This window comes from Xanthomonas fragariae (assembly GCF_017603965.1).
Taxonomy (GTDB): domain Bacteria; phylum Pseudomonadota; class Gammaproteobacteria; order Xanthomonadales; family Xanthomonadaceae; genus Xanthomonas; species Xanthomonas fragariae_A.
The window spans coordinates 3,848,002-3,873,981 of record NZ_CP071955.1 but is presented as its reverse complement, the minus strand read 5'-3'; the positions used below and the strand labels follow the sequence as shown (position 1 = coordinate 3,873,981).

The window sequence follows — 25,980 nt, the reverse complement described above, 5'->3', positions numbered from 1 at the left end:
GCAGCTACTGCTGAGTGGCTGCGGTCGCAGCAGCGCATGACCACGAAACGCCCGCTGGCCACGACGGTGATCGGCGATATCGTCTCGTCCACCTTGTTCACTTTGCTGGTGTTGTATCGCTGGCTGCACGCGCCATGAAAACGAGAGACATATCGCACTACCGCAGCGTGGTGGATCTTATGTGCTGATCGAATCCAGAATGACGGTAGATTCCAGCGGCATGCGTTTTAAAATAACGTGAGGTATCCCTCCCTCAGGAGATTGACGTGATTGATTGGCCAAACATTGTTTCGACTTTGGTTGCTGCTGCTATTGGCGGCTGTGTCGCGGCATGCGTGGCGAGCCGGCAGATAGAAGCCTCTTTGCAGGTCGAGCGAGAGAAAGTGCGGAAGGAAACATCAAAAGAACTAATAGAAGCCATCGATTCGCTCGTGCATATTGCCTACCGCCACGACAGCGAGGAAAAGCGTCACGAGCGGCAACGGCTCCGCCGTAGGATTCTCTCCCTGACCGCATTAGCGCTGCCCGAGCGATTTTCCGATACGCAACGACATCTAGACCTGATTGATCGGTGGTGGTGGAAGCAGTCGCATCCTGCATCGCCTGCCGTTCAAGGAGCTGGTTACACGGCGACTAACGGCTTTTTCGAGGGTGTGAAAACACAGCTGTTTTGCGACATCTTTGGTCAGCGCATCGAGTTCAGTGGGGACAGCGAAAGGACTGACGGCTCAGGTCAGGCGACGATCGCTCGCTAAGTGCTTGTAGCCAAAGAAAATGCCGTGCATAATGCGCGGCTCGCTGTGCCCGGATCGCTCCGGATGGCGGTACCCAACGCGATGGGGTTGCCGGCCTGTTCCAGCGTAAGTTATTGATTCCCAACGTTGCGTGGCAGCCTGGCGCTGTCGGGGCCGCCGCTCCCCAGGCTATGGGTGGCTATTCATTTATCGAGGTGCGTAATGTCCCGCGTATGCCAAGTGTCCGGCAAGCGTGTGCAGACGGGTAACAACGTCTCCCACGCAAACAACAGAACCCGTCGCCGCTTCCTGCCCAACTTGCACGAGCGCCGCTTCTGGGTCGCCAGCGAGAACCGTTGGGTGAAGCTCCGTGTCTCCGCGCATGCATTGCGCACCATCGACAAGAACGGGATTGATGCCGTTCTGAAAGAGCTGCGTGCGCGCGGCGAAAAGGTCTGAGGAGTAAGCAGTCATGGCAAAAGGCAAGCGTGACAAGATTCGTATGATTTCCTCGGCCGCTACCGGCCACTTCTACACCACGGACAAGAACAAGAAGAACACTCCGGGGAAGATGGAAATGATGAAATACGACCCGGTCGTGCGTAAGCACGTCATGTACAAGGAAGGCAAGATCAAGTGATCAACTGATCGCTGGGTCTGTTTTCAAGTAAAAACCCGCCGAAAGGCGGGTTTTTCTGTTGCGGGGTGATGCGTTACGGGTGTGGTCGCAAGCATATGTGCATGCCCGGCATACATTGCCTTCGAACACTTTGCGATACAACTCGGCAGCCGGCGTGGCCTCTCTCGCCGGAACCACGGTCCCCGCATTCGCTGGTCGGCGCGACTACCGGCACATCGCCGTGGCGTCATTGCTCGATGGTCGCGTGCATCATCCGGTCGTCGCCCGGCGCTACCGACACGGTGCCTGCGGAGCAGCACAACCGGTATAAATCGGACGCAGGGGGTGATGCAGCAGGCCGGTGCGCCCGTGCGCCTCCTGGACGGTCGCCATGCCGGCCCTGCGCAAGCCCATCGACGATGGCCAGGAAGATGCGCTGGACCTGAGTGACGAACTGGCTCATCCATTCATCCTCGTTAGTAGCGAGCCGCATCTGTGCGCCGAGAGCGAGGCAGCTCAAGATCCATCTGGGCTATGCATATTTGGGTTTGCTTGTAGTTAGAACATGCCACTGACCCCAGAACCGAATCCTCGTCGTCTTTACACGTCAATCCCCACGTCTGCACCGTTGCGTTTACGCCCGTCCCGGTCAGAATCGGACTCCTTATTGAAAACGGATTGCCGATGCTGCCCGACTGGTTGCAAGGGACTTGGCTACTGGCGCTGGACTGGGTGATCCGCCTGGCCGCGCTGCTGTGGATTCCCACCCGCACCACGCCTGGCGCGGCGCGCAGCTGGTTGTTGTTGATCGGCTTCGTGCCGGTGGTCGGCCTGCCGCTGTATCTATTGTTCGGGCATCCGTGGTTGTCGCGCCTGCGCGTGGAACGGCAAGCGGCCGCCTCGCAGGTGATTCGCGAGCAGCAATTGCCCTTGCACGCCTTGCGCTGGACCCCGCAGGCGGACACTAGCAGCGCCGAGGTGGTGCGGCTGATCGAGCGGGAAGGCGATTTCATGCCGACGCTGGGCAATGCGGTGGAACTGCTGGACGACTACACGCAGTCGTTGCAGGCCTTGGTCGCGGCGATCGACGCAGCGGAGAAACGCGTGCATCTGCTGTATTACCTGATGTTCGACGATGCGGTGGGCGATGCGGCGGCGGCGGCGCTGGAGCGTGCCAGTGCGCGTGGCGTGCGCTGCCGCGTGTTGCTGGATGCAGTGGGCGCCAAACGCGGTTTGCGCCGCTATCGCAAACGGCTGCAGGCCGGCGGCGTGGAGGTGTTGGCGGTGTTGCCCGGCGGCCTGCGCTGGCGCCGCAGCGGGCGCATGGATCTGCGCAACCATCGCAAGATTGCGGTAATCGACAACCAGATGGGCTTTGTCGGTTCACAGAACCTGGCCGAGGCCGGCTTCATCATCGGCACGCCCAATCGCGAGCTGGTGGCGCGCGTGCGCGGGCCGGTGGTCAATCATCTGGAAGCGGTCTTCGCCAGCGATTGGTTCACCGAAACCGGGCAGCGCCTGGACGTGTGGCCGGACGCGCCGGTATGCGCGGCCAATATCGTCACGCAATTGCTGCCCAGCGGGCCTGCGTATCCGTTCGAGAATGCACGCGATGCGATTAATGCGGTGATCCATCTTGCGCGTCGTAAGGTGGTGCTGGTGACACCGTACTTCGTGCCGGACGAAGCCTTGCTCAGTGCGCTGCGCATCGCCGGGGTATCGGGCGTGGATGTGCAGCTGATCTTGTCGGCGAGCAACAACCAGCGACTGGCCGCGTGGGCGCAGGAAGCCTATTTCGAGGAACTGCTGCGCTGTGGAGTGAAGATTGCGCTGTACCGCCCGCATTTCTTGCATGCCAAGCATCTGAGCATGGACGAAGACATCGCGCTGGTCGGCTCGATCAATCTGGATATCCGCTCGTTCGCGCTCAACGCCGAGATCGGCATGTTGTGCTACGACACCGGCGTGGTGAAGCGGTTACGCGAAATCGAGCAGGACTATCTGGCCAATGCGCGCCAGCTGGATCTGGAACAGTGGCGTCGTCGTCCGGCATGGCGGCGCAGTCGTGAGGGGATTGCACGCTTGGCGGATGCGTTGATGTAGTGGTGGATGGCTTGGGTTGGCACGGCGACATGTCGTTACTTGCAATGCGTGCTGGGGCTTGCTGTTGGTGGTGCGACTCGGAGCGGTTAACAGAAGGGCTGCCCAAGGCTTCAGGCCTCCCCTTCCTGGGCTTGGGGTGGGTCGGCACTTGACCGCTGCGGTTCATAAGCGCAGCCTGCCACGCTCGATTTCTGCTTGCTACGGGGTGGCTGGCTGCTTTTCAATGGCGAGCGTGTTCTGGGCAACGGCTGATCATGTCCCGGACGCGTCGATTCAGGTCTGCGGACCGGCAGGCAGGGCGCCTGTGGAGCGATGGCCATTTCTCCCACTGACCAATCCACCGTCATCAGTGCGACGCAGGCATCGCCTACAATTGCGCCATGAATGAACTGCGTGATCCTGGCGATACATTGATCGCCATCGTCGGCGGTGGCGCTTGCGGTGTGCTGATTGCGCTGCAGCTGCTGCGTCAGGCGACCGCGCCGATGCAGATCGTGTTGATCGAACCGCATCCGGTGCTGGGCGAGGGCGTGGCGTATTCCACCGCACGTGCCGAGCACCTGCTCAATGTGCCGGCCGCGCGCATGAGTGCGCTGTTGGAGGCTCCGCAGGACTTTGTCGATTACCTGTGCGCGAATGGGTGTTACCCGGAACTGGAGGACGCGCAACTGCCGCGGCAGTTTGTCGGGCGGCGGCATTACGCGCCTTACTTGCGCGATCGCTTGCACGCTGCACGCGCGCATAGCCCAGCGACGCTGACCTTGCACGCCGCACGTGTGCAGACATTGCAGCCCAACGCAGGCGGCGCGCTGCTGCAGCTGGACGATGGACAGACCGTGCAGGCCACCGCCGTGGTGCTGGCGGTGGGCAACGCGCTACGGCCGTTGCCGCTGCGTGGAGCGACCGGCTTGTCGGGCGCGCAGCGGATGGATGCCTGGGACACCGAGGCGGTCGCGGCATTGCCGCAGGATGCGGCGGTATGCATCGTCGGCTCGGGGCTGAGCATGGCCGATACGGTGGTGACGCTGGCTGCGCAGGCGCATCGTGGAGCGGTGCATGTGGTGTCGCGACATGGATTGTTGCCGTTGCCGCAGGCGCATGGCGCAGTTGCAGAGTTCGACCCGCAGCTGCTGTTGACGATGTCGCTGCGCGCGCGCATGCGCACGTTGCGCGCGCATGCGCGCGTTGCAGCGGCGCAGGGCTTGCCCTGGCAGGGCGTGATGGAGCGCATTCGTCCGCTGAGCCAAGCGCTGTGGCAAACGCTGTCGATAGCCGATCAGTGCCGCTTCCTGCGTCATGTAGTGCGTTATTGGGACGTGCACCGTCACCGTATCGCCGCGCCTGTGCATGCGCAGCTGCAGGCGATGCAGGCGCGTGGACAATTGCAATTGCATCGCGCGCGGCTGGATGTCGCGTTTCAGGCGGGCGCTTGCGTTCGCGTGAGTGCCGGTGCAGGGCATGCATTGCAGCTGGATGTGCAGACGCTGATCAATGCCACCGGTGTGGAAATGCGCGTGCAGGCGATGCGCAACCCGCTGCTGCAGCAATTGCTGGGGCAGGGCATCGCAGTGGCCGGGCCGCATGGGATTGGCGTAGATACCGATGCCGATGGCAGTCTGATCGCTGCCGATGGTTGCGCGAATCCGCGGCTGCGGGTGATTGGCAGTTTGCGGACTGGATCATTATGGGAGAGCCTTGCGGTGCCGGAGCTGCGGGAGCAGGCCACGGCGATTGCGCGGAATGTGTTGGGGGTGTTGGGGCGTTGAAGGAGATACCGGGATCGCGGTGCCGGCCGCAGAGGGACTCTATCTAGGCGATCAGCTACCACAATCCCAACCGCTTCATCGCGATCTCAGCCGAAGCGACGCGGCAACCGGTAAAATGCACCGGTGGATGTCTCTCATTTGCTCGATCATTTAAACCCCGCCCAGCGCGAGGCCGTTTCCGCGCCGCCGGGGCATTACCTCGTGCTCGCCGGCGCCGGCTCCGGCAAGACGCGCGTGCTGATCCATCGCATCGCCTGGCTCAATGAAGTCCAGGGTGTGCCCAACCACGGCATCTTCGCGGTGACCTTCACCAACAAGGCCGCCGGCGAAATGCGCCACCGCACCGACCTGCAGCTGCGTAACGGCAGCCGCGGGATGTGGATCGGCACCTTCCATGGGCTGGCGCATCGGTTGTTGCGTCTGCATTGGCAGGACGCGCGGCTGCCCGAAGGCTTCCAGGTCATGGACAGCGACGACCAGCTGCGGCTGGTCAAGCGCGTGGTGCAGTCGCTGGAGCTGGACGAGAGCAAGTACCCGCCCAAGCAGATCAGCTGGTGGATCAACGAGCAAAAGGACGAAGGCCGCCGTCCGCAGCATATCCAGCCCGAGCCCAATGACGATTGGACCGAGGTGCGCCGGCAGGTGTATGCGGCCTATCAGGAACGTTGCGACCGCTCCGGGCTGCTGGATTTCGCCGAGTTGCTGCTGCGCGCGCATGAACTGCTGCGCGACACCCCGGCCTTGCTGGCGCATTACCGTGCGCGCTTCCGCGAGATCCTGGTCGACGAGTTCCAGGACACCAACGCCATCCAGTACGCCTTCGTGCGTGTGCTGGCCGGCGAGACCGGGCATGTGTTCGTGGTCGGCGACGACGACCAGGCCATCTACGGCTGGCGCGGTGCCAAGGTCGAGAACGTCCAGCGCTTTCTGAAGGATTTTCCCGGTGCGCAGACCGTGCGGCTGGAGCAGAACTACCGTTCCAGCGCCAATATTCTGGGTGCGGCCAATGCGGTGATCGCGCACAATCCGGACCGCATCGGCAAGCAGCTGTGGACCGATTCCGGCGATGGCGATCCGATCGATCTGTATGGGGCCTACAACGAAGTCGACGAGGCGCGTTATGTGGTCGAGCGCGCGCGGCAGTGGGTGCGCGACGGCGGCAGCTACGGCGAAGTGGCGGTGCTCTATCGCAGCAACGCGCAGTCGCGCGCGCTGGAAGAAGCGCTGATTTCCGAGCAGCTGCCGTACCGCGTATATGGCGGCATGCGGTTTTTCGAACGCGCCGAAATCAAGGATGCATTGGCGTATCTGCGCCTGCTCACCAACCGCAGCGACGATGCCGCGTTTGAGCGCGCAGTCAACACGCCGACGCGTGGCATCGGCGATCGCACGCTGGATGAAGTGCGCCGTCTGGCGCGTGCCAATGCGCTGTCGCTGTGGGAAGCGGCGATGCTGTGCACGCAGGAAAACACCCTTGCCGCCCGTGCCCGCAATGCGTTGGCCACGTTCCTGAGCCTGGTCGGTCGGTTGCATGCCGAAACCGGCGAGATGGAATTGGCCGAGCGCATCGACCACGTGCTGATGCGCTCAGGATTGCGCGAGCACTGGGCCAAGGAAAGCCGCGGTGGGGTGGATTCGGAATCGCGCACCGAAAACCTGGACGAACTGGTGTCGGTGGCTTCGCGCTTCACCCGTCCCGACGACGAAGACAGCCAGGGCATGACCGAATTGGTCGCCTTCCTCGCCTACGCTTCGCTGGAAGCCGGCGAAGGCCAGGCACAGGCCGGCGAAGAAGGCGTGCAGCTGATGACGTTGCATTCGGCCAAGGGCCTGGAATTTCCGATCGTGTTTCTGGTCGGGCTGGAAGATGGCTTGTTCCCGAGCGCGCGGTCGCTGGAAGAAAGCGGGCGGCTGGAAGAAGAGCGTCGTCTGGCGTACGTGGGCATCACCCGCGCGCGGCAAAAACTAGTGCTGTGCTACGCCGAGTCGCGGCGCATCCACGGCCAGGACAACTACAACGTGCCATCGCGCTTTTTACGCGAAATTCCGCGCGATCTGCTGCACGAAGTGCGTCCGAAAGTGCAGGTCTGCCGCACTGCCTTGCTGGGCGCGACGCGTGGCGGACCGGTGCATGGCGTTGTCGAAGCGGCACCAATCAAACTGGGCGCCAACGTCGAACACCCCAAGTTCGGCGGCGGTGTAGTGGTCGACTATGAAGGCGCCGGTGCGCATGCGCGCGTGCAGGTGCAGTTCGATGAAGTCGGCGCCAAGTGGCTGGTGATGGGGTATGCGAATTTGACGGTGGTTTAGGTCGGTTGTTTTCCCACCGGCGATTCTGCTCCCTTCATGAAGCGATGATGGCGCTGGAGCGCGCCATTCCTAATCCGGTTGTTGTCTGACGTCAGGCGACAAGCTGAAATCGCGTCACTGCATGGGGCAAAACCACAGCTGGATGAAGCATCGCTTCCGCTGCGTCGTCGCACACTCACATTTCCCATCTGAAGGTGGAGTTGATGCGCTTGCCTTTCACCGTGAGCGTAGACTTGTCCGCGAGCACGACCAGCGTAAATGGCGGCACTCGCTTGTCGCGACCTGCGTAAACACGGCAAAACCGACGCTAATAATCTTCCAAGACGACGTCGATATCATCGAAGTCGCCTGGTGCAGAAAGATTGGCGTGGGGTCTATCACGCACTTCAGCTCAGCGAACATCGCCCGTCATCCACGTCTGATCGCGCTTGGGGATTCCAATGAAACGTCTCGTTGCAGCTTGTTGCCTTATCGTCGGTCTTGTCACTCAGAGCACTCATGCATTTGCCGCCGAGCCAATCACCGGAAAATGGTTCACCGATAACCAGCAAGCCTTGGTGGAGATTCAGTCCTGCGGCGCGTCGTTATGCGGAAAAATCGTCAAGGTGCTGCGAAGCAAGCCCGGTAGCGCAAAGACCGACGTATTCAATCCGGATCCTGGAAAACACAACACTCCGATGGAAGGCACCGTGATCCTCAGCGAGCTGGTGGATGCGGGGGATCTGTGGAAAGGCAAGATCTACAACCCGGAATCCGGCAAGACCTATAACGCCAAGATCAGGCGAGATGCCGATGGTTCATTGAAAGTGGAGGGGTGCGTGGCCTTCATTTGCCAAGGTCCGACTTGGCAGCCAGCCACCTGATTGCCTTGCAAAAGCAGACGCGTTCCAGCGACGCCGCTAGCTGGCCGCTAGCACGGGCGGCCATCTAAAACCGTTACGTACTTAGAGCGACTAACAAAACGACTGCGCTCACCGCCAGGCGGGCGCGGCCGGTGCTCGGAATCGGCATGTACCACGCGTACACTCCGGTTGCTCCGCGCCGTCCGCACCCACCTGACGACTGCTCGCTACGTTTTGTTAGCCGCTCTTAAGTACTGGCCGCGCCTGCCTTGCGGTCAACGCAGTGGTTTTGATGGAAGCACTCAGGCTGACGCACTCACCAGCTATAGAGCTTCCAATACACCTTGTTGACCTTGTCTTTCTCGGCATCGGTATGGCCGTCGTGGTTGCGGTCGTACAGGAAGTAGGGCGCACCGCGTGCGGGCGTCACGCGCACCATTTCCAACTGGCCGTTGACCCGGTACTCGTCGACCTTGTCGCCGTTGTCCATGGTCTTGCTGGTGACATCGGCACCGGCCGCTACATCGCCGCCGGCACTCGCACTACCGGTAGCGCAGCCGCCGAGCAGCAGTAACGGCAGCAGTAAAAGACTCGCTCTGTTCATCGTCGTTTGTCCGTTCCAGGTCGCCGGCCAGTATGCGCTGGGCGGTGCGGCTTGGGCGTGCAGCGTAGAATTGGCGCATGAGCAGATTAGTCCTGATCGACGGGTCCAGTTACCTGTATCGCGCGTTCCACGCGCTTCCGCCGCTGACCAATGCGCAGGGCGAGCCCACTGGTGCATTGTTCGGCGTGGTCAACATGCTGCGCGCCACCTTGAAGGAACGCCCGGCCTACATCGCGTTCGTGGTGGATGCACCAGGCAAGACGTTTCGTGACGACTTGTATGCCGATTACAAAGCCAATCGCCCCTCGATGCCCGATGACCTGCGCGCGCAGGTGCAGCCGATGTGCGAGATCGTGCATGCGTTGGGCATCGACATCCTGCGCATCGATGGCGTGGAAGCCGACGATGTGATCGGTACGCTGGCCCTGCAGGCCGCCGCCGATGGCTTGAGCGTCATCATCTCCACCGGCGATAAGGACTTCGCACAGCTGGTGCGCCCGGGCATCGAACTAGTCAACACCATGAGCGGCAGCCGCATGGATTCGGACGAAGCGGTGATCGCCAAGTTCGGCGTGCGTCCGAACCAGATCGTCGACCTGCTGGCGCTGATGGGCGACACCGTGGACAACGTGCCCGGCGTGGAGAAGTGCGGCCCCAAGACCGCCGCCAAGTGGCTTGCCGAATACGACTCGCTCGATGGCGTGATCGCCAACGCCGACAAGATCAAGGGCAAGATCGGCGAGAACCTGCGCGCCGCGCTGCCACGCCTGCCGCTCAACCGCGAGCTGGTCACCATCAAGACCGACGTGACGCTGGCCAGTGGCCCGCGCGCGCTGGATCTGCGCGAGCCCAACGCCGAAACGCTGGCGGTGCTATACGCACGCCATGGCTTCACTCAAGCGCTACGCGAACTCGGCGCCGCCGCAGCTCAGGCCGGTCTGTCGACCGAGCCGATGGCGCTGGGCGCAGCCGCAACCGCAGCCAGCGCGCGCACCGAGCCCGGTCGTGCGCGCGGCACCGGCTTCGTGTCCGGCCCGGTCAGTGCCCCTGTGGAAGTGGATCCCGCACTGTCGGCACCCGGCCAGTACGAGACCATCCTGACCCAGCAACAGCTCGACAGCTGGATCGCACGCCTGCGCGCCGCCGGCCAGTTCGCCTTCGATACCGAAACCGACAGCCTGGACCCGCTGCAGGCCGACCTGATCGGCCTGAGCGTGGCCGCCGAGCCCGGCCAGGCCGCGTATCTGCCGTTCGGTCACACCTTCCCCGGCGCCCCGGCCCAGCTCGACCGCACCCAGGCACTGGCCCAGTTGGCGCCGCTGCTGACCGACCCTGCGGTGCGCAAGCTCGGCCAGCACGGCAAGTACGACCTGCACGTGATGCGCCGCCACGGCATCGCCCTGGCCGGCTACAGCGAGGACACCTTGCTGGAGAGCTTCGTGCTCAATTCCGGGAGCGCTCGCCACGACATGGATAGCCTGGCCAAGCGCTATCTGGGCTACGACACCGTCAAATACGAAGATGTCTGCGGCAAGGGCACCAAGCAGATCCCGTTCGCGCAGATCAGCCTGGAGGACGCCACCCGCTACGCCGCCGAAGACGCCGACATCACCCTGCGCCTGCACCACGTGCTCGGCCCCAAGCTGGCTGCCGAGCCGGGGCTGGAGCGCGTCTATCGCGACATCGAGATCCCGCTGGTGGAAGTGCTGGCGCGTATCGAGGCTAACGGCGTGTGTGTGGACGCCGCCGAACTGCGCCGGCAAAGCACCGACCTGTCCAAGCGCATGCTCGCCGCTCAGCAAAAGGCCACCGAGCTGGCCGGGCGCACCTTCAACCTGGATTCGCCCAAACAGCTGCAGGCGTTGTTGTTCGATGAGCTCAAGCTACCGGCCGTGATCAAGACGCCCAAGGGCCAGCCCTCGACCAATGAAGAAGCGCTGGAAGCCATCGCCGACCAACACGCGTTGCCGCGGGTGATTCTGGAGTACCGCGGCCTGACCAAGCTGCGCAGCACCTACACCGATAAGCTGCCGGAAATGATCCACCCGCAGTCCGGACGGGTGCACACCAGCTACCACCAGGCCGGTGCCGCGACCGGGCGTTTGTCCTCGTCCGATCCCAATTTGCAGAACATCCCGATCCGCACCGAAGACGGCCGCCGCATCCGCCGCGCCTTCATCGCCCCGACCGGGCGCAAGCTGATCGCCTGCGACTACTCGCAGATCGAGCTGCGCATCATGGCGCACCTGTCCGGCGACCCCGGGCTAGTTGGCGCGTTCGAGTCCGGCGCCGACGTGCACCGCGCCACTGCAGCGGAAGTATTCGGCCGCACGATCGACACTGTCAGCGGTGATGAGCGCCGCGCTGCCAAGGCGATCAACTTCGGCCTGATGTATGGCATGAGCGCGTTCGGCCTGGCCCGGCAACTTGGCATCGGTCGTGGCGAGGCACAGGACTACATCGCTCTGTATTTCAGCCGCTATCCGGGCGTGCGCGATTTCATGGAAACCACCCGCCAGCAGGCCCGCGACAAGGGTTACGTGGAAACGGTATTCGGCCGCCGGCTGTATCTGGACTTCATCAACGCCGGCAGCCAAGGCCAGCGCGCCGGCGCCGAGCGCGCGGCCATCAACGCCCCGATGCAGGGCACCGCCGCCGACATCATCAAGCGCGCCATGGTCAGCGTGGACGGCTGGATCGCCGGCCACGCCGAGCGCGCTCTGATGATTCTGCAAGTGCACGATGAACTGGTATTTGAGGCCGATGCCGATTTTGTCGACACGCTGCTGAGTGAAGTCACCACGCGGATGTCGTCGGCCGCCGAGTTGCGTGTCCCGCTTGTAGTCGATTCCGGTGTTGGCGATAACTGGGACGAGGCCCACTGACGCAGCAAATCGCTCTGATATGCTGGATGTGCAGACCTGACAGAGTGAGAATTCAGCAAATGTTTATGGCATGAATAACCGATAAATTCTGCAGATCTTCAACAGTTGTCTTCACGATTCATCAATGTAGAGAATGTTGTTATATCCCTCGACGGGCGCAACGCCTGTCGCTAGATCTCTCCCATCCCCTGGAGCAGATCTCGGAACGGAAACTCCTCCCCAAGTTTTCGTTCCCTGGCCCCGCCGACCTCCCCCTGGTCTGCGGGGCTTTTTATGTTCATTCCTGAATTTTCTCGCGATTTAGCGTCAGCCATCCATCGAATGGCTGAATGCATTTGGCCGCGCTGGCAATCACAAATTTATACAGGCGCGATTAACTCGCTCACTCAGTACAGCGTTTCATTCAACGCTGTAAATTTAGAGCGGCTAACAAAACGACTGCGCTCACCGCCAGGCGGGCGCGGCCGGTGCCCGGCATCTGCATTTACCACGTGCACTCTGCGGTTGCTCAGCCCCGTCCGCACCCACCTGACGACTGCTTGCTACGTTTTGTTAGCCGCTCTTAATCGACGAGCTCAGCCCAGCCAATCACGCGGTACCAGATAGTCCATCAGCCGCGCCTCGGCGCTGCCCGGTTCCGCCTCGAAGCCGTATTCCCAGCGTACCCGCGGCGGCAGGCTCATCAAGATGCTTTCAGCGCGCCCGCCGCTCTGCAGCCCGAACAGGGTGCCGCGGTCGTAGACCAGATTGAACTCCACGTAGCGGCCACGACGGTAAAGCTGGAACTCGCGCTCACGCTCGCCGTAGGGTGTGTCCTTGCGGCGCTCGACGATCGGCAGGTAGGCGTCCAAAAAGCCATCGCCGACCGCGCGCTGGTAGGCGAAGTCGCGTTCAAAGTCCTGGCCCAGATCGTCGAAGAACAACCCGCCCACGCCACGCGTCTCGTTGCGGTGGCGCAGGAAGAAGTACTCATCGCACCAACGCTTGTGCGCCGCATAACGCTCCTCGCCGAACGGCACACACAGTGCCTGCGCGGTACGGTGCCAGTGCATCACGTCTTCGTCGACCGGATAAAACGGGGTCAGATCGAAGCCGCCACCGAACCAGGCCGCCACCACCTGGTCATCGCGCTCGGCGCGGAAGTAGCGCACGTTAGCGTGGGTGGTCGGCACATGCGGGTTGTGCGGATGGAACACCAACGACACCCCGCAGGCACGCCAGGTGGCCCCAGCCAGTTCGGGCCGGTGCGCACTGGCCGAAGGCGGCAAGCGCGAGCCGGACACATCCGAAAAGCCGATGCCGGCCTGCTCGAACACTGCCCCATCGCGCAGGATGCGCGTGCGCCCACCGCCGCCTTCTTCGCGTTGCCAAAGATCCTCGGCGAACCGGGCCTTCCCATCGGCAGCTTCCACGGCGGCGCAGATACGGTCCTGCAAGCCGGTCAAATAATCGCGTACACGGTCGAATTCGTTCATGTCCCGATTCTAAGCCGTGCATCGCACACGGTGCGTGCGTCCCAACGCGCCAGTTCGTCGCAGGGCGATGCAGTGCTCCGCGTAGACCGGGAGCGGCGAGGGCATCGTGACCTCGACTGACCAGCTTTTGGCTGCATCCAAACAAAGGCGAGACTCGACAGCTGAGTCGCAGCGAGCTGATTGAACGATGTGGATGCGTTAGTTGCAGGGCGATAGGTCTGCACCTTCGCTGCAGGGCCCTTGCCGGCCCACCATCGCGGGACACGCTGCAAGTACGTCCTTGTAGCTCCTACGCGGCATCCATGCCGCGTAAGGTCCCGCGACGACGGGCGGGCAAGGACCCGTCGGGAATGTCGATGTGCATGGTTTTCGACAAAGCCACCGACCAACTGTCTGGCGAGGGCACCGCGCACTCGACTAGGTGTTTGAACCCAGGCTTTGATGATGCACTCTTTTCCCTCGAATGGCTGGCCAACTTCATCGACGCCTACAACTAGGGTCGCAGGCTCAAAGTCCTGAAGGGTCTGACACCGTACGAATTCATCTGCAAGCAATGGACATCCGAACCCGAGCGATTCAAGGTGGATCCGATCCATCTAATGCCGGGACTGAACATCCTAATGCGGGAAGGAGAGCACAGGGATTGGGCATGCCTCGGACGCACGCGAACGTTGAAACGAGGCGACTGGGCGGGTTAGGCTTTCGCTACGCCTGATCGGCGGCGACATAGAACGTGGTTGACATGGATGCAAAAGTACAGGTCACAGCGCCTGCTCAGGTGCTGGCGCGAAAGGCGGTTTCCCTACGCGCGTCGAAACTTGAAGACGCGGCCGCTTGGCTGGCGTTTCTGCAAGCGCTGGATGACGAGACAGGCTTCATGCTCTTCGAGCCCGGCGAGCGCGCGGCCAGCGTCGCACGGTGCGAGGACGCTATACGCCGAATCCACGCGGTATCGGGCGCGATGCTGCTGCTCTTGTGGAACGCGGCAGGGCACGTAGTGGGTTATGTCAAAGGCGACGTAGTGGCGCTGCAACGAAAAGCCCACGTGATGGCCTTCAGTGGCGCCGTGCATTCCGGCTACCGGGGGGATACCGGGCGCGCAATCCTCGATCTCTTTACGGAACAAGTCGGCAAGGAAGGCGTGATCAAACGCCTGGAGGCGGTCGTAATGAGCAACAACGTGCGCATGCTTCTGGTCGCGCTTTCCGCCGGCTTTTCGGTGGAAGGCGTCCGAAAGAACGCGGTTCGTCTGAAGACAGGGATGATCGACGAATATGTCATCGTCAAGTACTTTGACTGACGTGCCTGCGTTGCATCGCGAATTCTTCGCCCGCTACGCGTCGCTGGCGAACGACGCCGCTTATGTCGAAGCATGCCCGAGCGCGACGGGTGTGCCGGTGTTCGGCCCCGTCGCCTCGCTGCTCGACGTCCGATGCGATATCCGTGAGGCGCTTGTCCACGACGGGGCATGCGTCGCGAAGACGCCCGGAGTGGATTTTGAGGCGTCGCTGGCGCAGCAGGTCTCGATTCTGGGGCTTGCGCTTCCGGACTCCCTCGGGGCGGGATATAGCACGATCGCGGTGACCCCGAACCGGAAGTACTACGCGAGCTCCTCGATCGGGCAGCCGATGCATTCCGACGATGCGCACCGTGCAACACCGCCGCCGGTGATCAGCCTGTACTGCGATGTGCCATCCGCCGACGGCGGGATCACGACGCTCGCACCGCTGGGCACCTATCTCGACGGGCGTCGGTTCACTCTCCCGCCGGCCTGCTTCGCTCGCGATGCGCTGACGTTGGTCGGTGCTATGGGGTTGATCCAGCGCCCTCTCTTGATTGACGGGCCCCGTCTTGGCTGCGCGCTTCCCAGCATCGCGATGGAAATCCAAAGCGACAGCGAAGTCCTCAATGTCTTGGCCGAGCTGCTGGACTGGTGCCATCGCCCGGCAAACCAAGTACGGCTCCGACTTGAGTCCGGTGACGTTCTTTTCATCGACAATTTTCGTTGGGTTCACGGCCGGACCGCGTTTCCCGCGGACCAGCAACGCAGGCTCTATCGTGCGTCTTTTGCCTGTGCCGACTGAGACGGTCGAGCCCGGGTCTGACGCGTCCGCTTCACTGACTCAAGCGCTGCGCCAACTCGATGAGATCGAATGGCCGCGGCGCGCGAGCCAGGTCGAGCCGGCGCCGTTTCCGACCGACGCATCTGTGGTCGATCTCGCGTGGCGGTCTGTGGTTCCCGCAGCGGATTGGCCGGGGGATTTCCCGCCGGCCCCGGCGCCATATGAAGATCCGCTTGCCGGTATTGCCGAGCAGGCATTCGGCGCCGAGATTGAATGCCTACAAGAGCGCGTATCGGTACTCCTGGACGGAGCGCAGCTGCGCTGGGGCGCCAGCGCGGTCATGACTCTTGTCGACGGGGCCTACACCCGGCCGCTCCATCGGCTGTGGGCTCGTGGATGGGCGGCGGCGTTCAACCAGCTTAAGCTCGATGGAGGCCTCGGACTTGACGCTCGTGTGTCGCACCTGACCAGCGCGCAACGCGCATTGGTCGTCGCCACCGCGCGCGATCGCTATTCACGGCTCAGCGAACGCATGGGCGCGATGCGCGACGCGTTGCTGGGGGAGGTGCGGGCATTATGCCTGCGATTAACCTCCGACATGGACGAACTTGCCGCCAGGTGCTGTGCCGGGGGGCGTCCGCAGGTCATCACGCGAGTCGTCCCGCTCGGGGACCGCCATCGGTCAGGCTGGGTGGGGTGGGTCCAGCTAAGTGATGCGGCGCACTCGCGGACGTGGGACGTCGTCTACAAGCCGCGCTCTATAGGCGTGGACAAGGCGTTCTACGACATGGCTGCCGCACTAGCCCAGCCGGGCGACCCGACCGTCCACGCGCCCTGGTTCCTGGACTGCGGCGCGTACGGCTGGATGGAGTACTGCGACCCCAGCGACTGCGCGAGCGCCGAAGAGGTGGAGGCGTACTACGAGCGGCTCGGTTGGCTGACCGCCTTAGTGTTTGTGCTCGAGGGCCGCGATTGCCACGCTGGCAACGTGGTCGCCCGCGGGGCCTCACCGGTATTCGTCGACCTCGAATGCCTGTTTACGCCGGCAGCGGACCGGGACGGGCAAGAGCCGCAGTATCCGCCAATCACGGCGACTGCGGTCCTTCCCATGACGCGCTTCGCGCTGGGGGCGTTTGGTGGCATGGACGTCAGCGGCTTCGCCGGCGGCCAGCAAGGCGCGCACTACTACCAGACGTGGCAGATCGCCGAGACGCCAACCGGAGCGCTCACTTTGCGCCGCGAGCGACGCCCAGTTCCACAGTCGACGAACGTGCCTCGAATCGCGGGCGCATCTATCAATCCGTACGGCTATTGCGCGCCGTTTCTGCGCGGCATGCGGCGGGCGTTTGCACGACTGCAGTCGGTCGGGTCCGGTCTTCTCTCGTTTGCGGACACCGTACGGCTCAATGACCTGGAGACCAGGATCGTACTGCGCAACACGAGCGAGTACGTCAAGTGCCTCGAGGAATCAACAGCGCCGTGCGCAGTGTTGTCGGGGGATGCGGAAGACAGGTTTCTCGCCACGGCGCTGAAGCCCGTGCCTGGCGTGGATCCGGCGGACGAGCGCGACTGCCTGTGCCGTGGCGTCATACCGCGCCACGGCGTCACCCCCATCGAGAGCCGCGCGCAGCGGTCACATCGTCCAGATCGCAGTCGCGCACCGAGCGGTCCAGCGAGCGTCAGCGGCGTCGAACGCGTGCGCACCCTGCTCGATACCGGTCTATCGTCGGCTACGGTCGCTGCGCAGTTAACCCTGGCCGAGCAGGCGTTTGCCGCCGGCGCGCGCAATGCTCGGGCGGTAGCATTCACATCGCCTGAAATGCGTTCGCCGGGTGCGGCGTGCACTCTGCTGGCGCGCGCCATCGCTTGCATCGACACGCGGCTGTCGGGTGAAGACGCGCCGGACTGGATCACCGCCACCTCAAGCCGCGGGGGTGCGCTGGTGCTGACCCGCATGCACTGGGGCGCATTCACGGGACGCAGCGGAATGGCGGCGGCCTATGCAGCGGCCGAGGCAAGCGGGGTCGTATCCGCACAGCGAACCTTGGCGCGGTTCCGGCGTGCCACGGAATCGGACGCCGTCGCAATCGCCGCGTCGCTGCCTGTCGAAGGACTCGACGGGTGCGCCGGCGTACTGGCGTTTGCCGTGGGGTGCGGGATGGGGACTGGCCGGAGCCGCCTGCAGGATGAGCTGCTAGCACGCCTGCGCGCCGCGCCGGACGCCCGTACGATTGGGCCGATGCCTGCAGGCACGCTGATCGGTCTAACCGCCGCGTTCGAACTTGATCCCGCACCGGCCTTGGCAGAACTCATCGATGCGCGTCTGCACGCATTCGTCTGCTCCCCGCAACTCGCCCGGCTCATCGATCGCGATGTCGCAGCGCCGTCGGTCATGTGGGCCAGCCCTTGGGCGATGGTTCTCGCCACTGCGCGTGCGGCGCGCGCGGTTGGGAACGGGCATGCGCTTGCACATGTGTCACAAACGATCCGGGCCCGCGATCTCAAGGCGGACACCGTCCATGATCGATTGGTTCGGCTGCGCCTACTGCTCGACGCGGGCGATGAATCGGACTCGACCACCCTCTGGCACGAGATCGCTCAACTGCGATCGTTGGTGTCGGCAACGACGCTCGGATCGCAGTACGGACTAGGCGCGCTGTTGGGTGCCGCGCGCTGTGCCCGTGAACGAAGCGCCAGCGGCGACGCACTCGCCGACGAGATCACCTCCGCCTACCTGACCTGCGCGCAAGCGTGGCTGGATGCCTGTGAGGATTCGATTCTCAACCGCCCGCTTTTTGTCGATGCCGCTCGCGGCATCGCTGGAGTTGTCTTGCGGCTGACGCAGGTGCGTGCTAAAAAGGAATTGCTAGGTGCTTTTATTTTCTAGCACACGCAATCACAAGGAGCGCCGCTTTGCATAAGCTGAAGAGGTGACGTCCTTTTATCAATGACAGCATGGAGCATGAAAATGGAGCATGAAATGAACAGCCAGCAGAACGACGTCGCTTTCGAAATCGAAGTGATCGAGGAAGCCACCGCTCCGGTGGATTGCCTCTGCAATACTGTGACCTGCCCGTAATCAGACGGGACTCGGTGGCCTACGCGCGTCGTAGGCCGCTTGTGGCGCGTATGATGACCTGACTATGGCAACGAATACGACCGTCCAGGCTGCGCTGGCTCGGCTAGTGGTAAACCCGCCCGCTGCGCTACACGTACTTCGCGGGGGCGGCCCCGCCGAATTCGGCGTAGTGCTGGCACCTGATACCCACGCGGCTTTGAACGTGTTCTTGGAGTCGCATGGCGCTGCATTCCGGGCCTCAGTACTCATGCTGCGCAAGCGGCGTCTGGACAATATCCTCGACGCTCTAACGGTAACGTCGCGATTATTCTCTGAGTACGAGCTGTCGTGCTATTGGGATGATTATCTCGCGTCCATCGCGACCCAGGCGCCGACACCCAAGAATCCGCTGCTCGAGTCGGTGGCGTTCGGGCGTTTCGTAATTGAGGCGCTGCCGGCGGACGATCCGCATGTCACGCTGGTCGAATATGACGTCACCCGCAACAGAGTTGCAGCCGCCGCGGCCGCCGCCAGCCGCTACACACTTCACGAATCGCCTGAGCGAGGCTTACTGCTACTGCATCCGGCTTCGCAGATCGATAGGATTCATGGTAAACGTCGCGGGTCTCGTAAAAGCTGTCACCTCCGGCATGACGCGCAATGCGGTACTGGATGCGATCGTCAAAGGTCCTGAGCGCATTCTATTTTTCAAGAACTGGAAGCGCGGCGGCGTCGGGACTCTCAAGTTGGGTTCTGCCGTGGAAAAGTCGCTCGGGTTGTTTGACGGCCGCTACTCGCATGCCGAACTCCTCAACCGGCACCCTCATCTGTCGACGCTGGTCGCGTCATTGCTAAGCGCAGGCGTCCTTGCGCCTGGCATCCCCGACGCCACGCACGAGGGTTGAACCATGTCGACTATGGTCGGTGTGAACTACAAGAGTCAGCTCCGTGATGAGTTAATGGCCAATACGCAGTGTCTCGACATTCTCGAGGTCACGACCGAGAAACTGTTCATCCAGAATGACGATCCAGTGATTGAGATACTAATGTCACGCCTGCCGGTGTCGCTGCACGGACTCGATCTCTCGCTTGGCTCGTCTAGCCAGATCCCGGAGACTTATTGCGCCAACCTTGCTCGTACACTTTCCGCCACGCCCCACGAGTGGTTCAGCGACCACCTCTCGCTCACTGCCGAGGACGGGGTCGAGGTCGGGCATCTGATGCCCATGCAGTTGTCGGACGAGGACCTCGAGCGCACTGTTGCGAAGATCCGGGCAGTTCAGGCGTTCAGCGACCGGCCGTTTCTCGTCGAGAACATCACTTCTTACTACCCAATCCCAGGTTCGAGCATCCCCGAGGCGGATTTCCTGCGCATGCTGTGCGAGGCGACAGGCTGTGGCCTGCTCCTTGATGTGAACAACCTCTACATCAACGCGTCGAACCACCGCTTCGATCCGATGACCTATTTGGAGCGGCTGCCGCTCGACCGCATCACCGAGGTGCATCTGGCCGGCGGGTCACGCAAGTTCGGCATGATGGTCGACACGCATGCCACGGATGTTTGGCGCGAGGTGTGGGAGCTGTTCGATCAGACGTGCCAGCACATCCGGCCGGCGGCCGTTATCGTCGAGCGCGACTCCAATTTCGGTTTGTTCAGCGACACGCTGGCCGAGCTCGAGATCGCCCGCGGCATCCTGGCCCGACGTGGGTTGCGGAAGCCGTCGGCGCTGACTGTCGCCGCTGCTTGACGCCATGTACTACCTGTTTGGGGACGAAGTCGTCACAAGCCTGCTACTGCGTCGCGCAGGGGCACTCCATGCCCAACGCTTAGACGATACGGCCGCTGTCGCCGGGTTTAACCAATTTCTGCAGGCCCACTCGATCATCGAGGCCGCGATCGATTGGGTGGGCCCGCGACGCGTCGATTTCGGCGGCCTGAAGCGTTACGCGCCGCGGTTCGCGGAGCAAAAGAAGCGTTTCTTTGCGGAGAACTCGTCGTTGCTGCGCGAGCGGATGGCGAACGGCTACTTCGACCGGGCATTGCAGACGCTCTCCGACAAAGCACCTAGGCTGCGCCAGATAGCGGACTTCTGCGTCCGGTTGATCGTCGTCAACCAACTGAGCGAATACACCAACGGCACCACCGAAGACACCATCGGCGTCGCGAACTTCAACTTCAAGGACGATTTCGGCGAACTGGATTTCCACGAGCTGCTCGTCCACCAGCTCGTGCACATGCTGCTGTTCGTCGATGACACGCTCGACCCCCACATGGCACAAGACCGCAAGGACGTGCAGGTCGAAACCGGCTTGCCCTTCGTGATGGGCGGCACCTGCTTCCCGGTCTACCTGGCGTTTCACAGCTATATCGTTGCCGTCGAGATGCTGCTGTATCGCGAGGCCACCGGGCAGCTAGACGCGTGTCCGGTTTACCATCGCTCGACAGCGCGGGTGATCCGCATCATCCATGCCTTGGGCCAAGCCATGCGCACGAACTGCGCGATGTTCGACGCGCGCGGACGCGACATTCTGGACCGGGCGTTCGTCCGGGCCGAGGCGGCGGTGGGACGTGTTCAAGCGGCGGCGGCCTATGCGCCCGCATAGCCGCTCTCTGTCCACCGGTGATCTGCTGGGGTTGGCCCTGCGCCACTATCGTTTCGAGCTCAAGGAGCGCGTGACGCGGTACAAGCAGGTCCTGCTGGTGATCGCCTTGCTTGCGCTACCGGGCCTGCCCGCCTTCAAGGCGGTCGTGTTGGAACCCCTCCAGCAGGTCTTCGCCCGGAACCCCGCGGCCGGGGCCAACGCGGTCGGGTATGTCCTAGTGCTGGCGCTCTGGGCGGCACTCCAGCGTGGTGCCGTGGGCTCTGCGGCGTCGGCCGCGATCATGAACAGCTTGCCCCTGCCGCAGCTTCAGGTACTGCTCCGCGACGCGCTGCTCCTCGCGTCGGTGTCGACCCCTTGGACGGTGCTGCTCGCGGTTGCCGCAGGGACCGCGCCGTATCCCATGAATATGGTCGAGCGCGGCGTGGCCATGCTGGCGGTCAGCGCGATCGCACTCACCGTGCAGTTGGCGATACTGCGCGCGCGTTACGCCGTCGCGGCGATCGGCGTCGGGGCGGCCATTCTTGCGTGCGCGGACGCAAGACCTGGCGCGAGGATGCTTGCGGCGACCGCCATCATCGCCGCCGTCGTCTGGCTCGGGCGCTGCCCGCCGTTAGCCCGCGACTTTCGGCCACGCCAAGCTAAGCGCTGCGCGGCAGGCGGACTTGCCGCATGGCGGTGCACCACGCTGACAGCCCTGTATTGGATGGGCCTGTACCGCGGAAGGCACGGCGCCTACCGCCTTACGCTGGCGCTGGTCGCCGCGCTTGGGGTCTTTGTTGGCCTGCTGGTTGCACGGTCCGACGGAACACCGTCCCGCGCGGTCGGATTAGCCGCCACCTATGCGGCACTCGCGACGGGTGTTCTCGGGCTCGGTTTCGGCACGCTGACGGGGCACCAACGGGCCTATGCGGGAGTTCTCGCGCCGTTGCCGATCGCGCGTCCGGTGCGGGTTCTCCAGGCGATCGTGGCGGTCGAAGGTCCGGCGTTACTGTTCGCCGGCGTCCTGTCCCTGGTTGCGGCCCGCAGCGGGCTGCGTTATGGAGCGCTGGTGGCGATCTGTGCGACTCTGCTCAGCGTGTGCCAGTACGTCGCCTACCGCGCGTTGCCTAGGCACACGATCGCCGCCGGATTGTTGTTCTCCATTCCTCTCGTAGTTGCCACCTCCTGGGTGGCGTCCGTATGGGCGCGATGACCATGCTTCCACTGTCCTTGACTGAACTGACGATCTCGTACGGGCGGGCGAAGATCTTTGATGAGCTGACGCACGCGTTTCCGACCGGCTGTCACGTCATCGCAGGCCCTAATGGTGCAGGCAAATCGACCTTGTTGGGCGCCGTGTGCGGCGTCATTCCGTATCGCGGCCGGATCTCCATTGCGGGATACGATCTGAAGCGCAATTTCGTCGACGCGCGCCGTAATCTGGCCTTCGTCCCGGATGCGGCTACGTTTTACCCATTCGTGACGGGAGAAGAGTACGCACGCCTGGTGGCGCGCGCGCATGGACAGGGCGAGGCCGTGGGAGGCGCGCGATTTACATACCTCGTCCACCGCCTCAACGTCGAGCCCTACCTCGGCACGACGTTCGGCGAGGCGTCGCTCGGCACCCGCAAGAAATTCATGCATCTGGCCGCGTTGCTGATCGAGCGCCCGCTGCTCGTGCTGGACGAACCATTTAACGGACTCGACCGGATGACCGCCGACGCGCTCGTCGAGCTGATCCATGATGCAGCCCGCGCAGGGACGGTCCTGATGACCTGTCACCAGTCGGCGTTCGTCGAGGCCACCGGCGCCACCTTATGGCACATCGGGCAGGCGCCGCACAACCTATTGCGCCCCGAGGCACCCGCGCGTGCCGTCGCCTGACTTCGTCCGCTTTCGGACCGGGCAGTTCCTCGCCATCCTCGGCGGTCGCTGCAGCTTCCTGAGTCTGTCGTGGTGGCTGCTGGCACGCACCGGATCCAAGGCCGACTTCACGCGGTTGGCGCTCATTTTTTCGTTGTGCGGGCTGGTCAGCCTCCCCATCCTCGCGCCGCTGGCTGATCGCTGGTCGCGCAAGGCCTGTGCCCTCGCCGCGGACCTTTGGTCGCTTGCAGGCGTGATCGCGCTTTGGGCTGCGACGTGGGACGGGCACTACCGCCCGCTGGTCACCGAGCTCATTGTCGGCTCGCTTGCGTTGGGCGTGAGCCTGATGACGGCCGTGTCCGGCAGCATCATTCCGTCGTTAGTGCCGCGTGAACGCCTCGGGCAGGCTTTTGCGGCGATTACCGCCTCACAGGCCCTCGTCTTTCTGCTGGCGCCGCTGCTCGCCGGATTCGGCGCGACTTGGATCCCGTTGTCGCTGGCCCTCGCGGTCAACGCGGCGATGCTCGTGGTTACGCTGCTGTTGACTGCCTCGATCCGTGCCCACGAGGCGTCGTTGCCGGGTGGGGTGCGCGATGGCTGGTTCACCAGTCTGACGGCGGGGGTGCGGCTGTCGATTCGCATTCCGGCAGAGCGGGACTGGAACGTGATCGGCGCGGTCATCAACGGGTGCGTCATTCCGTTTGTCTCCCTGACAGTGCCCGTTCTCGTTCTCCATGAGCAACAGCAGCCCGCGTGGTATGTGGGCGCGTTCGGCGCCGCCATGGCCATCGGACTCTGGGCAGGCAGCCGCCTGACACCGCGTCGGCGTGATTCGGTGTCATCTTTGCCGGTGGCTGCCGGCAGCGTTGCGCTCATCGGCGCGGGCATTAGCCTCTACGCCGTATGTGCATCTGCGGAGACGCTGGCGGTCGGCTCGTTCGCGTGCGGCGTAGGGACCGGGCTGCATAACGCGCGGTGCGCGGCGTATCGGAGCGCGGCGACACCGGCGGCGTTCCGGGCACGGCTCTCAAGTTGGGGCAAGTGGTTGAGCCAAGCGGCCGTGCCGGTCGGGCTCGGCGGCTTCGGATGGCTGCTGCAGCACACGTCCGCCGACGTGGCTGCAGCCACGGCCGCCGGGATCGTCGGGTGTTGCAGCATGGCGCTGTACTTCGCGCAGGGGATTCGCGAGCTGTTGGCGCGCCCTCTGCTGGACGCGCACGACTACTACCTCGCCCGCTACCCGGCCGCGTTCGGGGAGAGCGACCTTCGCGAGCAACCCCGTGCAGTTCCTTGACGAGCACCTCCAGTGCGCTTCGGCGTTCCGGCGGCACGGCTATATCGTGCTGCGATCGGCATTTTCGGGTGCGGCCCTCGACCGATTGCGAGTGCTGGCCGATTTCCTCGAAGCCGCACCGGAAATCGCCGGTCGCTGGATGAAGTATTTCGAACCCGGACCCGGGGGCACGCGTCTTCTCAATCGGGTCGAGGCGTTTCTTGAGCATTGCCCCGAGGCGCCGGCAGTGTTCGCCAACCCGGCGATGCATGACGCGGTCTCCGCCGCCGTGGGGCGGCCGTATGTGCTTTTCAAGGAAAAGCTTAACCTCAAGCCGGCGGGCGGCGGGGGCTACGCGCCGCATCAGGACGCGCCTGCTTGGCGCCTGCTGAAGCAGGAGGCGGTCTCGGTAATGGTCGCGGTGGACGAAACAACGGCGGAAAATGGAGCGCTGCAGGTCGATCGCGAGTTCGCGTGCGGTCGCACCCTGCTTCCCCATGCGCAGGGTCAGTTGGTGGATGCATGCTCGATTCCGTGGGAGGCGCTCTACCTGTTGCCCGGCGACGCGGTCGTGTTCAGCGCGTTTCTGCCCCACCGATCCAGCCCCAATAGAAGCCGGTCCCACCGCCGCGCCTTCTTCCTGACTTACAACGCCTTGGAAGAAGGGGACCTGCGCGACGTCTATTTCGCGTACAAGCGTCGCGTCTTTCCACCGGAAGTCGAACGGCGTGACACGGCCGCCGTGGCCGGCTGGCGCTCGCGCCTTGCCCGCGAACTGTTATGACCGATCTCAGCGCACTGCCCGAACCGGTCGATGCGGCCGACCCACTCGACTGTCCCGCACGCTGGGAGCAACGCGCCGACAAGTTCGCGCAAACGCTCGCGTGGGCGCGCATTCAGATCGGTGAAGCGACCTTCGGGGCGGGCAACCTCACCGACCAAGGCCTCATCAAGGTGTTCGAGATCTGTCACGACATGGCGTGGCATGCGCTCAACGAGTACCTGTGCTGGCAGGGCCTGATCGATTTGCATGGACCGCGGGACACATTCCGCGAGGCCTTCGCGCGAGGTGTCGTCGGCGACGGCGAGCTGTGGATGGAGATGTGTGCGTGCAGAACGCTGGCGGCAAAGTCGCACCACGGAGTCATCGCGGGCGAGCTTGCCTGCGCCATCGCCCAGCGCCATCTGCCGCTACTCGAATCGCTCGCCGCACGCCTTGAGGCGTTTCGCGATGAGCGACGTTGACGCCCCAGCGCCAGGCGGCGTGGCCGCTGCGCACTGGCAGTGCATGGGCGCGGTCTTCGCCCAGTGGGTCGCGGTGGAAGAGGTATGCCTGTACGGATCGCGCGCACGCGGAACGAACCGGCCCAATTCCGATATCGACCTGTGCATAACCTCCAGCACACTCGACTTTATTGGCCTGGCGCGGCTTGGCGAGGCGCTGGCCGATCTGGGCTTGCCGTGGAAGATCGACCTAACGCTGCGTCGGACGCGGACCCCTCCGGTCACGGCGCAGCCAGCATTCAACCTAGCGCACCAGATCGCGCGCTATGCGGTTCCTGTCTTCGTTCGCGCGTCTGAGCGATGAGCGGGCGGCGTTCCTTGTGAACCGCCTGCGCTGAGCAGGCCGATGAACAGCTCGAAAAAGCCTGCCAGGCGCCGCAGGTCGGCGTCCACGGCGCTCGCTCGCACCTACATCGCGAGCTTGCTGGCGGCTCGCCGCAACACGTTGAGATACGCGTCACCGACTTGTGCGTCAGTTGCCTCTAACAGCGGCCACCAAACAGCGCGCGACGCATCTC

The 25,980-nt window shown here is 63.5% G+C and carries 22 protein-coding genes, 2 other RNA genes and 2 pseudogenes; 23 read left to right on the top strand and 3 right to left on the bottom strand.

Translation table 11 applies throughout. From position 1 onward, the window contains the following. Positions 1-266 precede the first annotated feature (266 nt). From J5I97_RS18465 to rpmG, 3 genes are all read left to right on the top strand, one after another. Entirely contained in the window at positions 267-755 is a 489-nt protein-coding gene (locus J5I97_RS18465; RefSeq protein WP_088057057.1) for a hypothetical protein, read from the top strand. A 201-nt stretch (positions 756-956) separates the two neighbouring features. Next, positions 957-1,193 carry a 50S ribosomal protein L28 gene (rpmB, locus tag J5I97_RS18460; RefSeq protein ID WP_002809459.1) on the top strand — a complete coding sequence of 79 codons (237 nt, stop codon included), beginning with the start codon at positions 957-959 and terminating at the stop codon, positions 1,191-1,193. A 13-nt stretch (positions 1,194-1,206) separates the two neighbouring features. Then, positions 1,207-1,374, top strand: a complete 168-nt coding sequence (gene rpmG / locus J5I97_RS18455) for a 50S ribosomal protein L33 (protein ID WP_002809462.1) — start codon at positions 1,207-1,209, stop codon at positions 1,372-1,374. A 229-nt stretch (positions 1,375-1,603) separates the two neighbouring features. Here rpmG and J5I97_RS18450 read toward each other — a convergent pair. Beyond that, positions 1,604-1,816 (bottom strand): annotated as a pseudogene (locus J5I97_RS18450) (4-carboxy-4-hydroxy-2-oxoadipate aldolase/oxaloacetate decarboxylase); the annotation flags it as partial. Between the two features lie 221 nt (positions 1,817-2,037). Between J5I97_RS18450 and cls the strand changes: the two are divergent. The 5 genes from cls (at position 2,038) to J5I97_RS18420 (ending at position 8,617) form a co-directional block, all read left to right on the top strand. Next, entirely contained in the window at positions 2,038-3,456 is a 1,419-nt protein-coding gene (gene cls / locus J5I97_RS18445; RefSeq protein ID WP_208591820.1) for a cardiolipin synthase, read from the top strand. A gap of 380 nt (positions 3,457-3,836) precedes the next feature. Beyond that, the gene (locus tag J5I97_RS18440; RefSeq protein ID WP_208588074.1) at positions 3,837-5,222 is read left to right on the top strand and encodes an FAD/NAD(P)-binding protein; all 1,386 of its coding nucleotides are present in this window, start codon (positions 3,837-3,839) and stop codon (positions 5,220-5,222) included. Positions 5,223-5,345: 123 nt separating this feature from the next. Further along, a complete protein-coding gene (gene uvrD, locus J5I97_RS18435) occupies positions 5,346-7,532 on the top strand; it encodes a DNA helicase II (RefSeq protein ID WP_208588072.1) in 2,187 nt (728 codons plus the stop codon). A 440-nt stretch (positions 7,533-7,972) separates the two neighbouring features. Next, positions 7,973-8,395: a DUF2147 domain-containing protein gene (locus J5I97_RS18425; protein ID WP_208588071.1), complete on the top strand. Its 423-nt coding sequence runs from the start codon at positions 7,973-7,975 to the stop codon at positions 8,393-8,395. 146 nt (positions 8,396-8,541) lie between these two features. Further along, positions 8,542-8,617, top strand: a non-coding RNA gene (locus J5I97_RS18420) — sX9 sRNA. 73 nt (positions 8,618-8,690) lie between these two features. Here J5I97_RS18420 and J5I97_RS18415 read toward each other — a convergent pair. Further along, positions 8,691-8,978: a DUF2782 domain-containing protein gene (locus J5I97_RS18415; RefSeq protein ID WP_208588070.1), complete on the bottom strand. Its 288-nt coding sequence runs from the start codon at positions 8,976-8,978 to the stop codon at positions 8,691-8,693. Between the two features lie 77 nt (positions 8,979-9,055). Between J5I97_RS18415 and polA the strand changes: the two genes are divergently transcribed. Both polA and J5I97_RS18405 read left to right on the top strand, forming a co-directional pair. Next, positions 9,056-11,863, top strand: coding sequence for a DNA polymerase I (gene polA, locus J5I97_RS18410; protein WP_208588069.1), 2,808 nt, complete (start codon positions 9,056-9,058; stop codon positions 11,861-11,863). A gap of 482 nt (positions 11,864-12,345) precedes the next feature. Continuing rightward, positions 12,346-12,421: non-coding RNA, sX9 sRNA (locus J5I97_RS18405), on the top strand. A gap of 17 nt (positions 12,422-12,438) precedes the next feature. Here J5I97_RS18405 and hemF read toward each other — a convergent pair. Continuing rightward, on the bottom strand, positions 12,439-13,338 hold the full coding sequence (hemF, locus tag J5I97_RS18400; protein ID WP_208588068.1) for an oxygen-dependent coproporphyrinogen oxidase: 900 nt from the start codon (positions 13,336-13,338) through the stop codon (positions 12,439-12,441). A 467-nt stretch (positions 13,339-13,805) separates the two neighbouring features. On the opposite strand from hemF, the pseudogene J5I97_RS18395 reads away from it, so the two are divergent. The 13 genes and pseudogenes from J5I97_RS18395 to J5I97_RS18335 all read left to right on the top strand — a co-directional run. Next, a pseudogene (locus J5I97_RS18395) lies at positions 13,806-13,952 on the top strand (IS481 family transposase); the annotation flags it as partial. A gap of 164 nt (positions 13,953-14,116) precedes the next feature. Continuing rightward, complete coding sequence (locus tag J5I97_RS18390; RefSeq protein WP_208591819.1) at positions 14,117-14,638, top strand: GNAT family N-acetyltransferase; 522 nt, start codon at positions 14,117-14,119, stop codon at positions 14,636-14,638. Then, the gene (locus J5I97_RS18385; protein WP_208591817.1) at positions 14,631-15,422 is read left to right on the top strand and encodes a TauD/TfdA family dioxygenase; all 792 of its coding nucleotides are present in this window, start codon (positions 14,631-14,633) and stop codon (positions 15,420-15,422) included. Before J5I97_RS18390 ends, J5I97_RS18385 begins: the two co-directional genes overlap by 8 nt. Positions 15,423-15,933: 511 nt before the next feature. Then, entirely contained in the window at positions 15,934-18,288 is a 2,355-nt protein-coding gene (locus tag J5I97_RS18380; RefSeq protein ID WP_238135744.1) for a type 2 lanthipeptide synthetase LanM, read from the top strand. 779 nt (positions 18,289-19,067) lie between these two features. Continuing rightward, a complete protein-coding gene (locus J5I97_RS20195; protein WP_238135581.1) occupies positions 19,068-19,364 on the top strand; it encodes a hypothetical protein in 297 nt (98 codons plus the stop codon). A gap of 3 nt (positions 19,365-19,367) precedes the next feature. Next, positions 19,368-20,207 carry a DUF692 domain-containing protein gene (locus J5I97_RS18370; RefSeq protein WP_208588067.1) on the top strand — a complete coding sequence of 280 codons (840 nt, stop codon included), beginning with the start codon at positions 19,368-19,370 and terminating at the stop codon, positions 20,205-20,207. Positions 20,208-20,211: 4 nt separating this feature from the next. Then, positions 20,212-21,063 (top strand): hypothetical protein, encoded by an 852-nt coding sequence (locus J5I97_RS18365; protein ID WP_208588066.1) that lies wholly within the window; start codon positions 20,212-20,214, stop codon positions 21,061-21,063. Then, entirely contained in the window at positions 21,050-22,255 is a 1,206-nt protein-coding gene (locus J5I97_RS18360) for a hypothetical protein (protein WP_208588065.1), read from the top strand. Before J5I97_RS18365 ends, J5I97_RS18360 begins: the two co-directional genes overlap by 14 nt. Further along, the gene (locus J5I97_RS18355; protein ID WP_208588063.1) at positions 22,243-22,926 is read left to right on the top strand and encodes an ABC transporter ATP-binding protein; all 684 of its coding nucleotides are present in this window, start codon (positions 22,243-22,245) and stop codon (positions 22,924-22,926) included. Before J5I97_RS18360 ends, J5I97_RS18355 begins: the two co-directional genes overlap by 13 nt. Next, positions 22,913-24,199 (top strand): MFS transporter, encoded by a 1,287-nt coding sequence (locus tag J5I97_RS18350; protein ID WP_208588061.1) that lies wholly within the window; start codon positions 22,913-22,915, stop codon positions 24,197-24,199. The genes J5I97_RS18355 and J5I97_RS18350 overlap by 14 nt, the downstream gene beginning before the upstream one ends. Further along, on the top strand, positions 24,186-24,962 hold the full coding sequence (locus J5I97_RS18345; RefSeq protein ID WP_208588059.1) for a phytanoyl-CoA dioxygenase family protein: 777 nt from the start codon (positions 24,186-24,188) through the stop codon (positions 24,960-24,962). Before J5I97_RS18350 ends, J5I97_RS18345 begins: the two co-directional genes overlap by 14 nt. Then, complete coding sequence (locus J5I97_RS18340) at positions 24,959-25,423, top strand: nucleotidyltransferase substrate binding protein (RefSeq protein ID WP_208588057.1); 465 nt, start codon at positions 24,959-24,961, stop codon at positions 25,421-25,423. Before J5I97_RS18345 ends, J5I97_RS18340 begins: the two co-directional genes overlap by 4 nt. Continuing rightward, on the top strand, positions 25,410-25,766 hold the full coding sequence (locus tag J5I97_RS18335; protein WP_208588055.1) for a nucleotidyltransferase family protein: 357 nt from the start codon (positions 25,410-25,412) through the stop codon (positions 25,764-25,766). Before J5I97_RS18340 ends, J5I97_RS18335 begins: the two co-directional genes overlap by 14 nt. Positions 25,767-25,980: the final 214 nt, after the last annotated feature.

Excerpts from the sequence above, each read along its gene's own strand:
- rpmB (WP_002809459.1), top strand. The coding sequence starts at position 957 with ATGTCCCGCGTATGCCAAGTGTCCGGCAAGCGTGTGCAGACGGGTAAC.
- rpmG (WP_002809462.1), top strand. The coding sequence starts at position 1,207 with ATGGCAAAAGGCAAGCGTGACAAGATTCGTATGATTTCCTCGGCCGCT.
- cls (WP_208591820.1), top strand. The coding sequence starts at position 2,038 with ATGCTGCCCGACTGGTTGCAAGGGACTTGGCTACTGGCGCTGGACTGG.
- J5I97_RS18440 (WP_208588074.1), top strand. The coding sequence starts at position 3,837 with ATGAATGAACTGCGTGATCCTGGCGATACATTGATCGCCATCGTCGGC.
- J5I97_RS18425 (WP_208588071.1), top strand. The coding sequence starts at position 7,973 with ATGAAACGTCTCGTTGCAGCTTGTTGCCTTATCGTCGGTCTTGTCACT.
- J5I97_RS18415 (WP_208588070.1), bottom strand. The coding sequence starts at position 8,978 with ATGAACAGAGCGAGTCTTTTACTGCTGCCGTTACTGCTGCTCGGCGGC.
- polA (WP_208588069.1), top strand. The coding sequence starts at position 9,056 with ATGAGCAGATTAGTCCTGATCGACGGGTCCAGTTACCTGTATCGCGCG.
- hemF (WP_208588068.1), bottom strand. The coding sequence starts at position 13,338 with ATGAACGAATTCGACCGTGTACGCGATTATTTGACCGGCTTGCAGGAC.
- J5I97_RS18380 (WP_238135744.1), top strand. The coding sequence starts at position 15,934 with ATGGGCGCGATGCGCGACGCGTTGCTGGGGGAGGTGCGGGCATTATGC.
- J5I97_RS20195 (WP_238135581.1), top strand. The coding sequence starts at position 19,068 with ATGGTAAACGTCGCGGGTCTCGTAAAAGCTGTCACCTCCGGCATGACG.
- J5I97_RS18370 (WP_208588067.1), top strand. The coding sequence starts at position 19,368 with ATGTCGACTATGGTCGGTGTGAACTACAAGAGTCAGCTCCGTGATGAG.
- J5I97_RS18365 (WP_208588066.1), top strand. The coding sequence starts at position 20,212 with ATGTACTACCTGTTTGGGGACGAAGTCGTCACAAGCCTGCTACTGCGT.
- J5I97_RS18360 (WP_208588065.1), top strand. The coding sequence starts at position 21,050 with ATGCGCCCGCATAGCCGCTCTCTGTCCACCGGTGATCTGCTGGGGTTG.
- J5I97_RS18355 (WP_208588063.1), top strand. The coding sequence starts at position 22,243 with ATGGGCGCGATGACCATGCTTCCACTGTCCTTGACTGAACTGACGATC.
- J5I97_RS18340 (WP_208588057.1), top strand. The coding sequence starts at position 24,959 with ATGACCGATCTCAGCGCACTGCCCGAACCGGTCGATGCGGCCGACCCA.
- J5I97_RS18335 (WP_208588055.1), top strand. The coding sequence starts at position 25,410 with ATGAGCGACGTTGACGCCCCAGCGCCAGGCGGCGTGGCCGCTGCGCAC.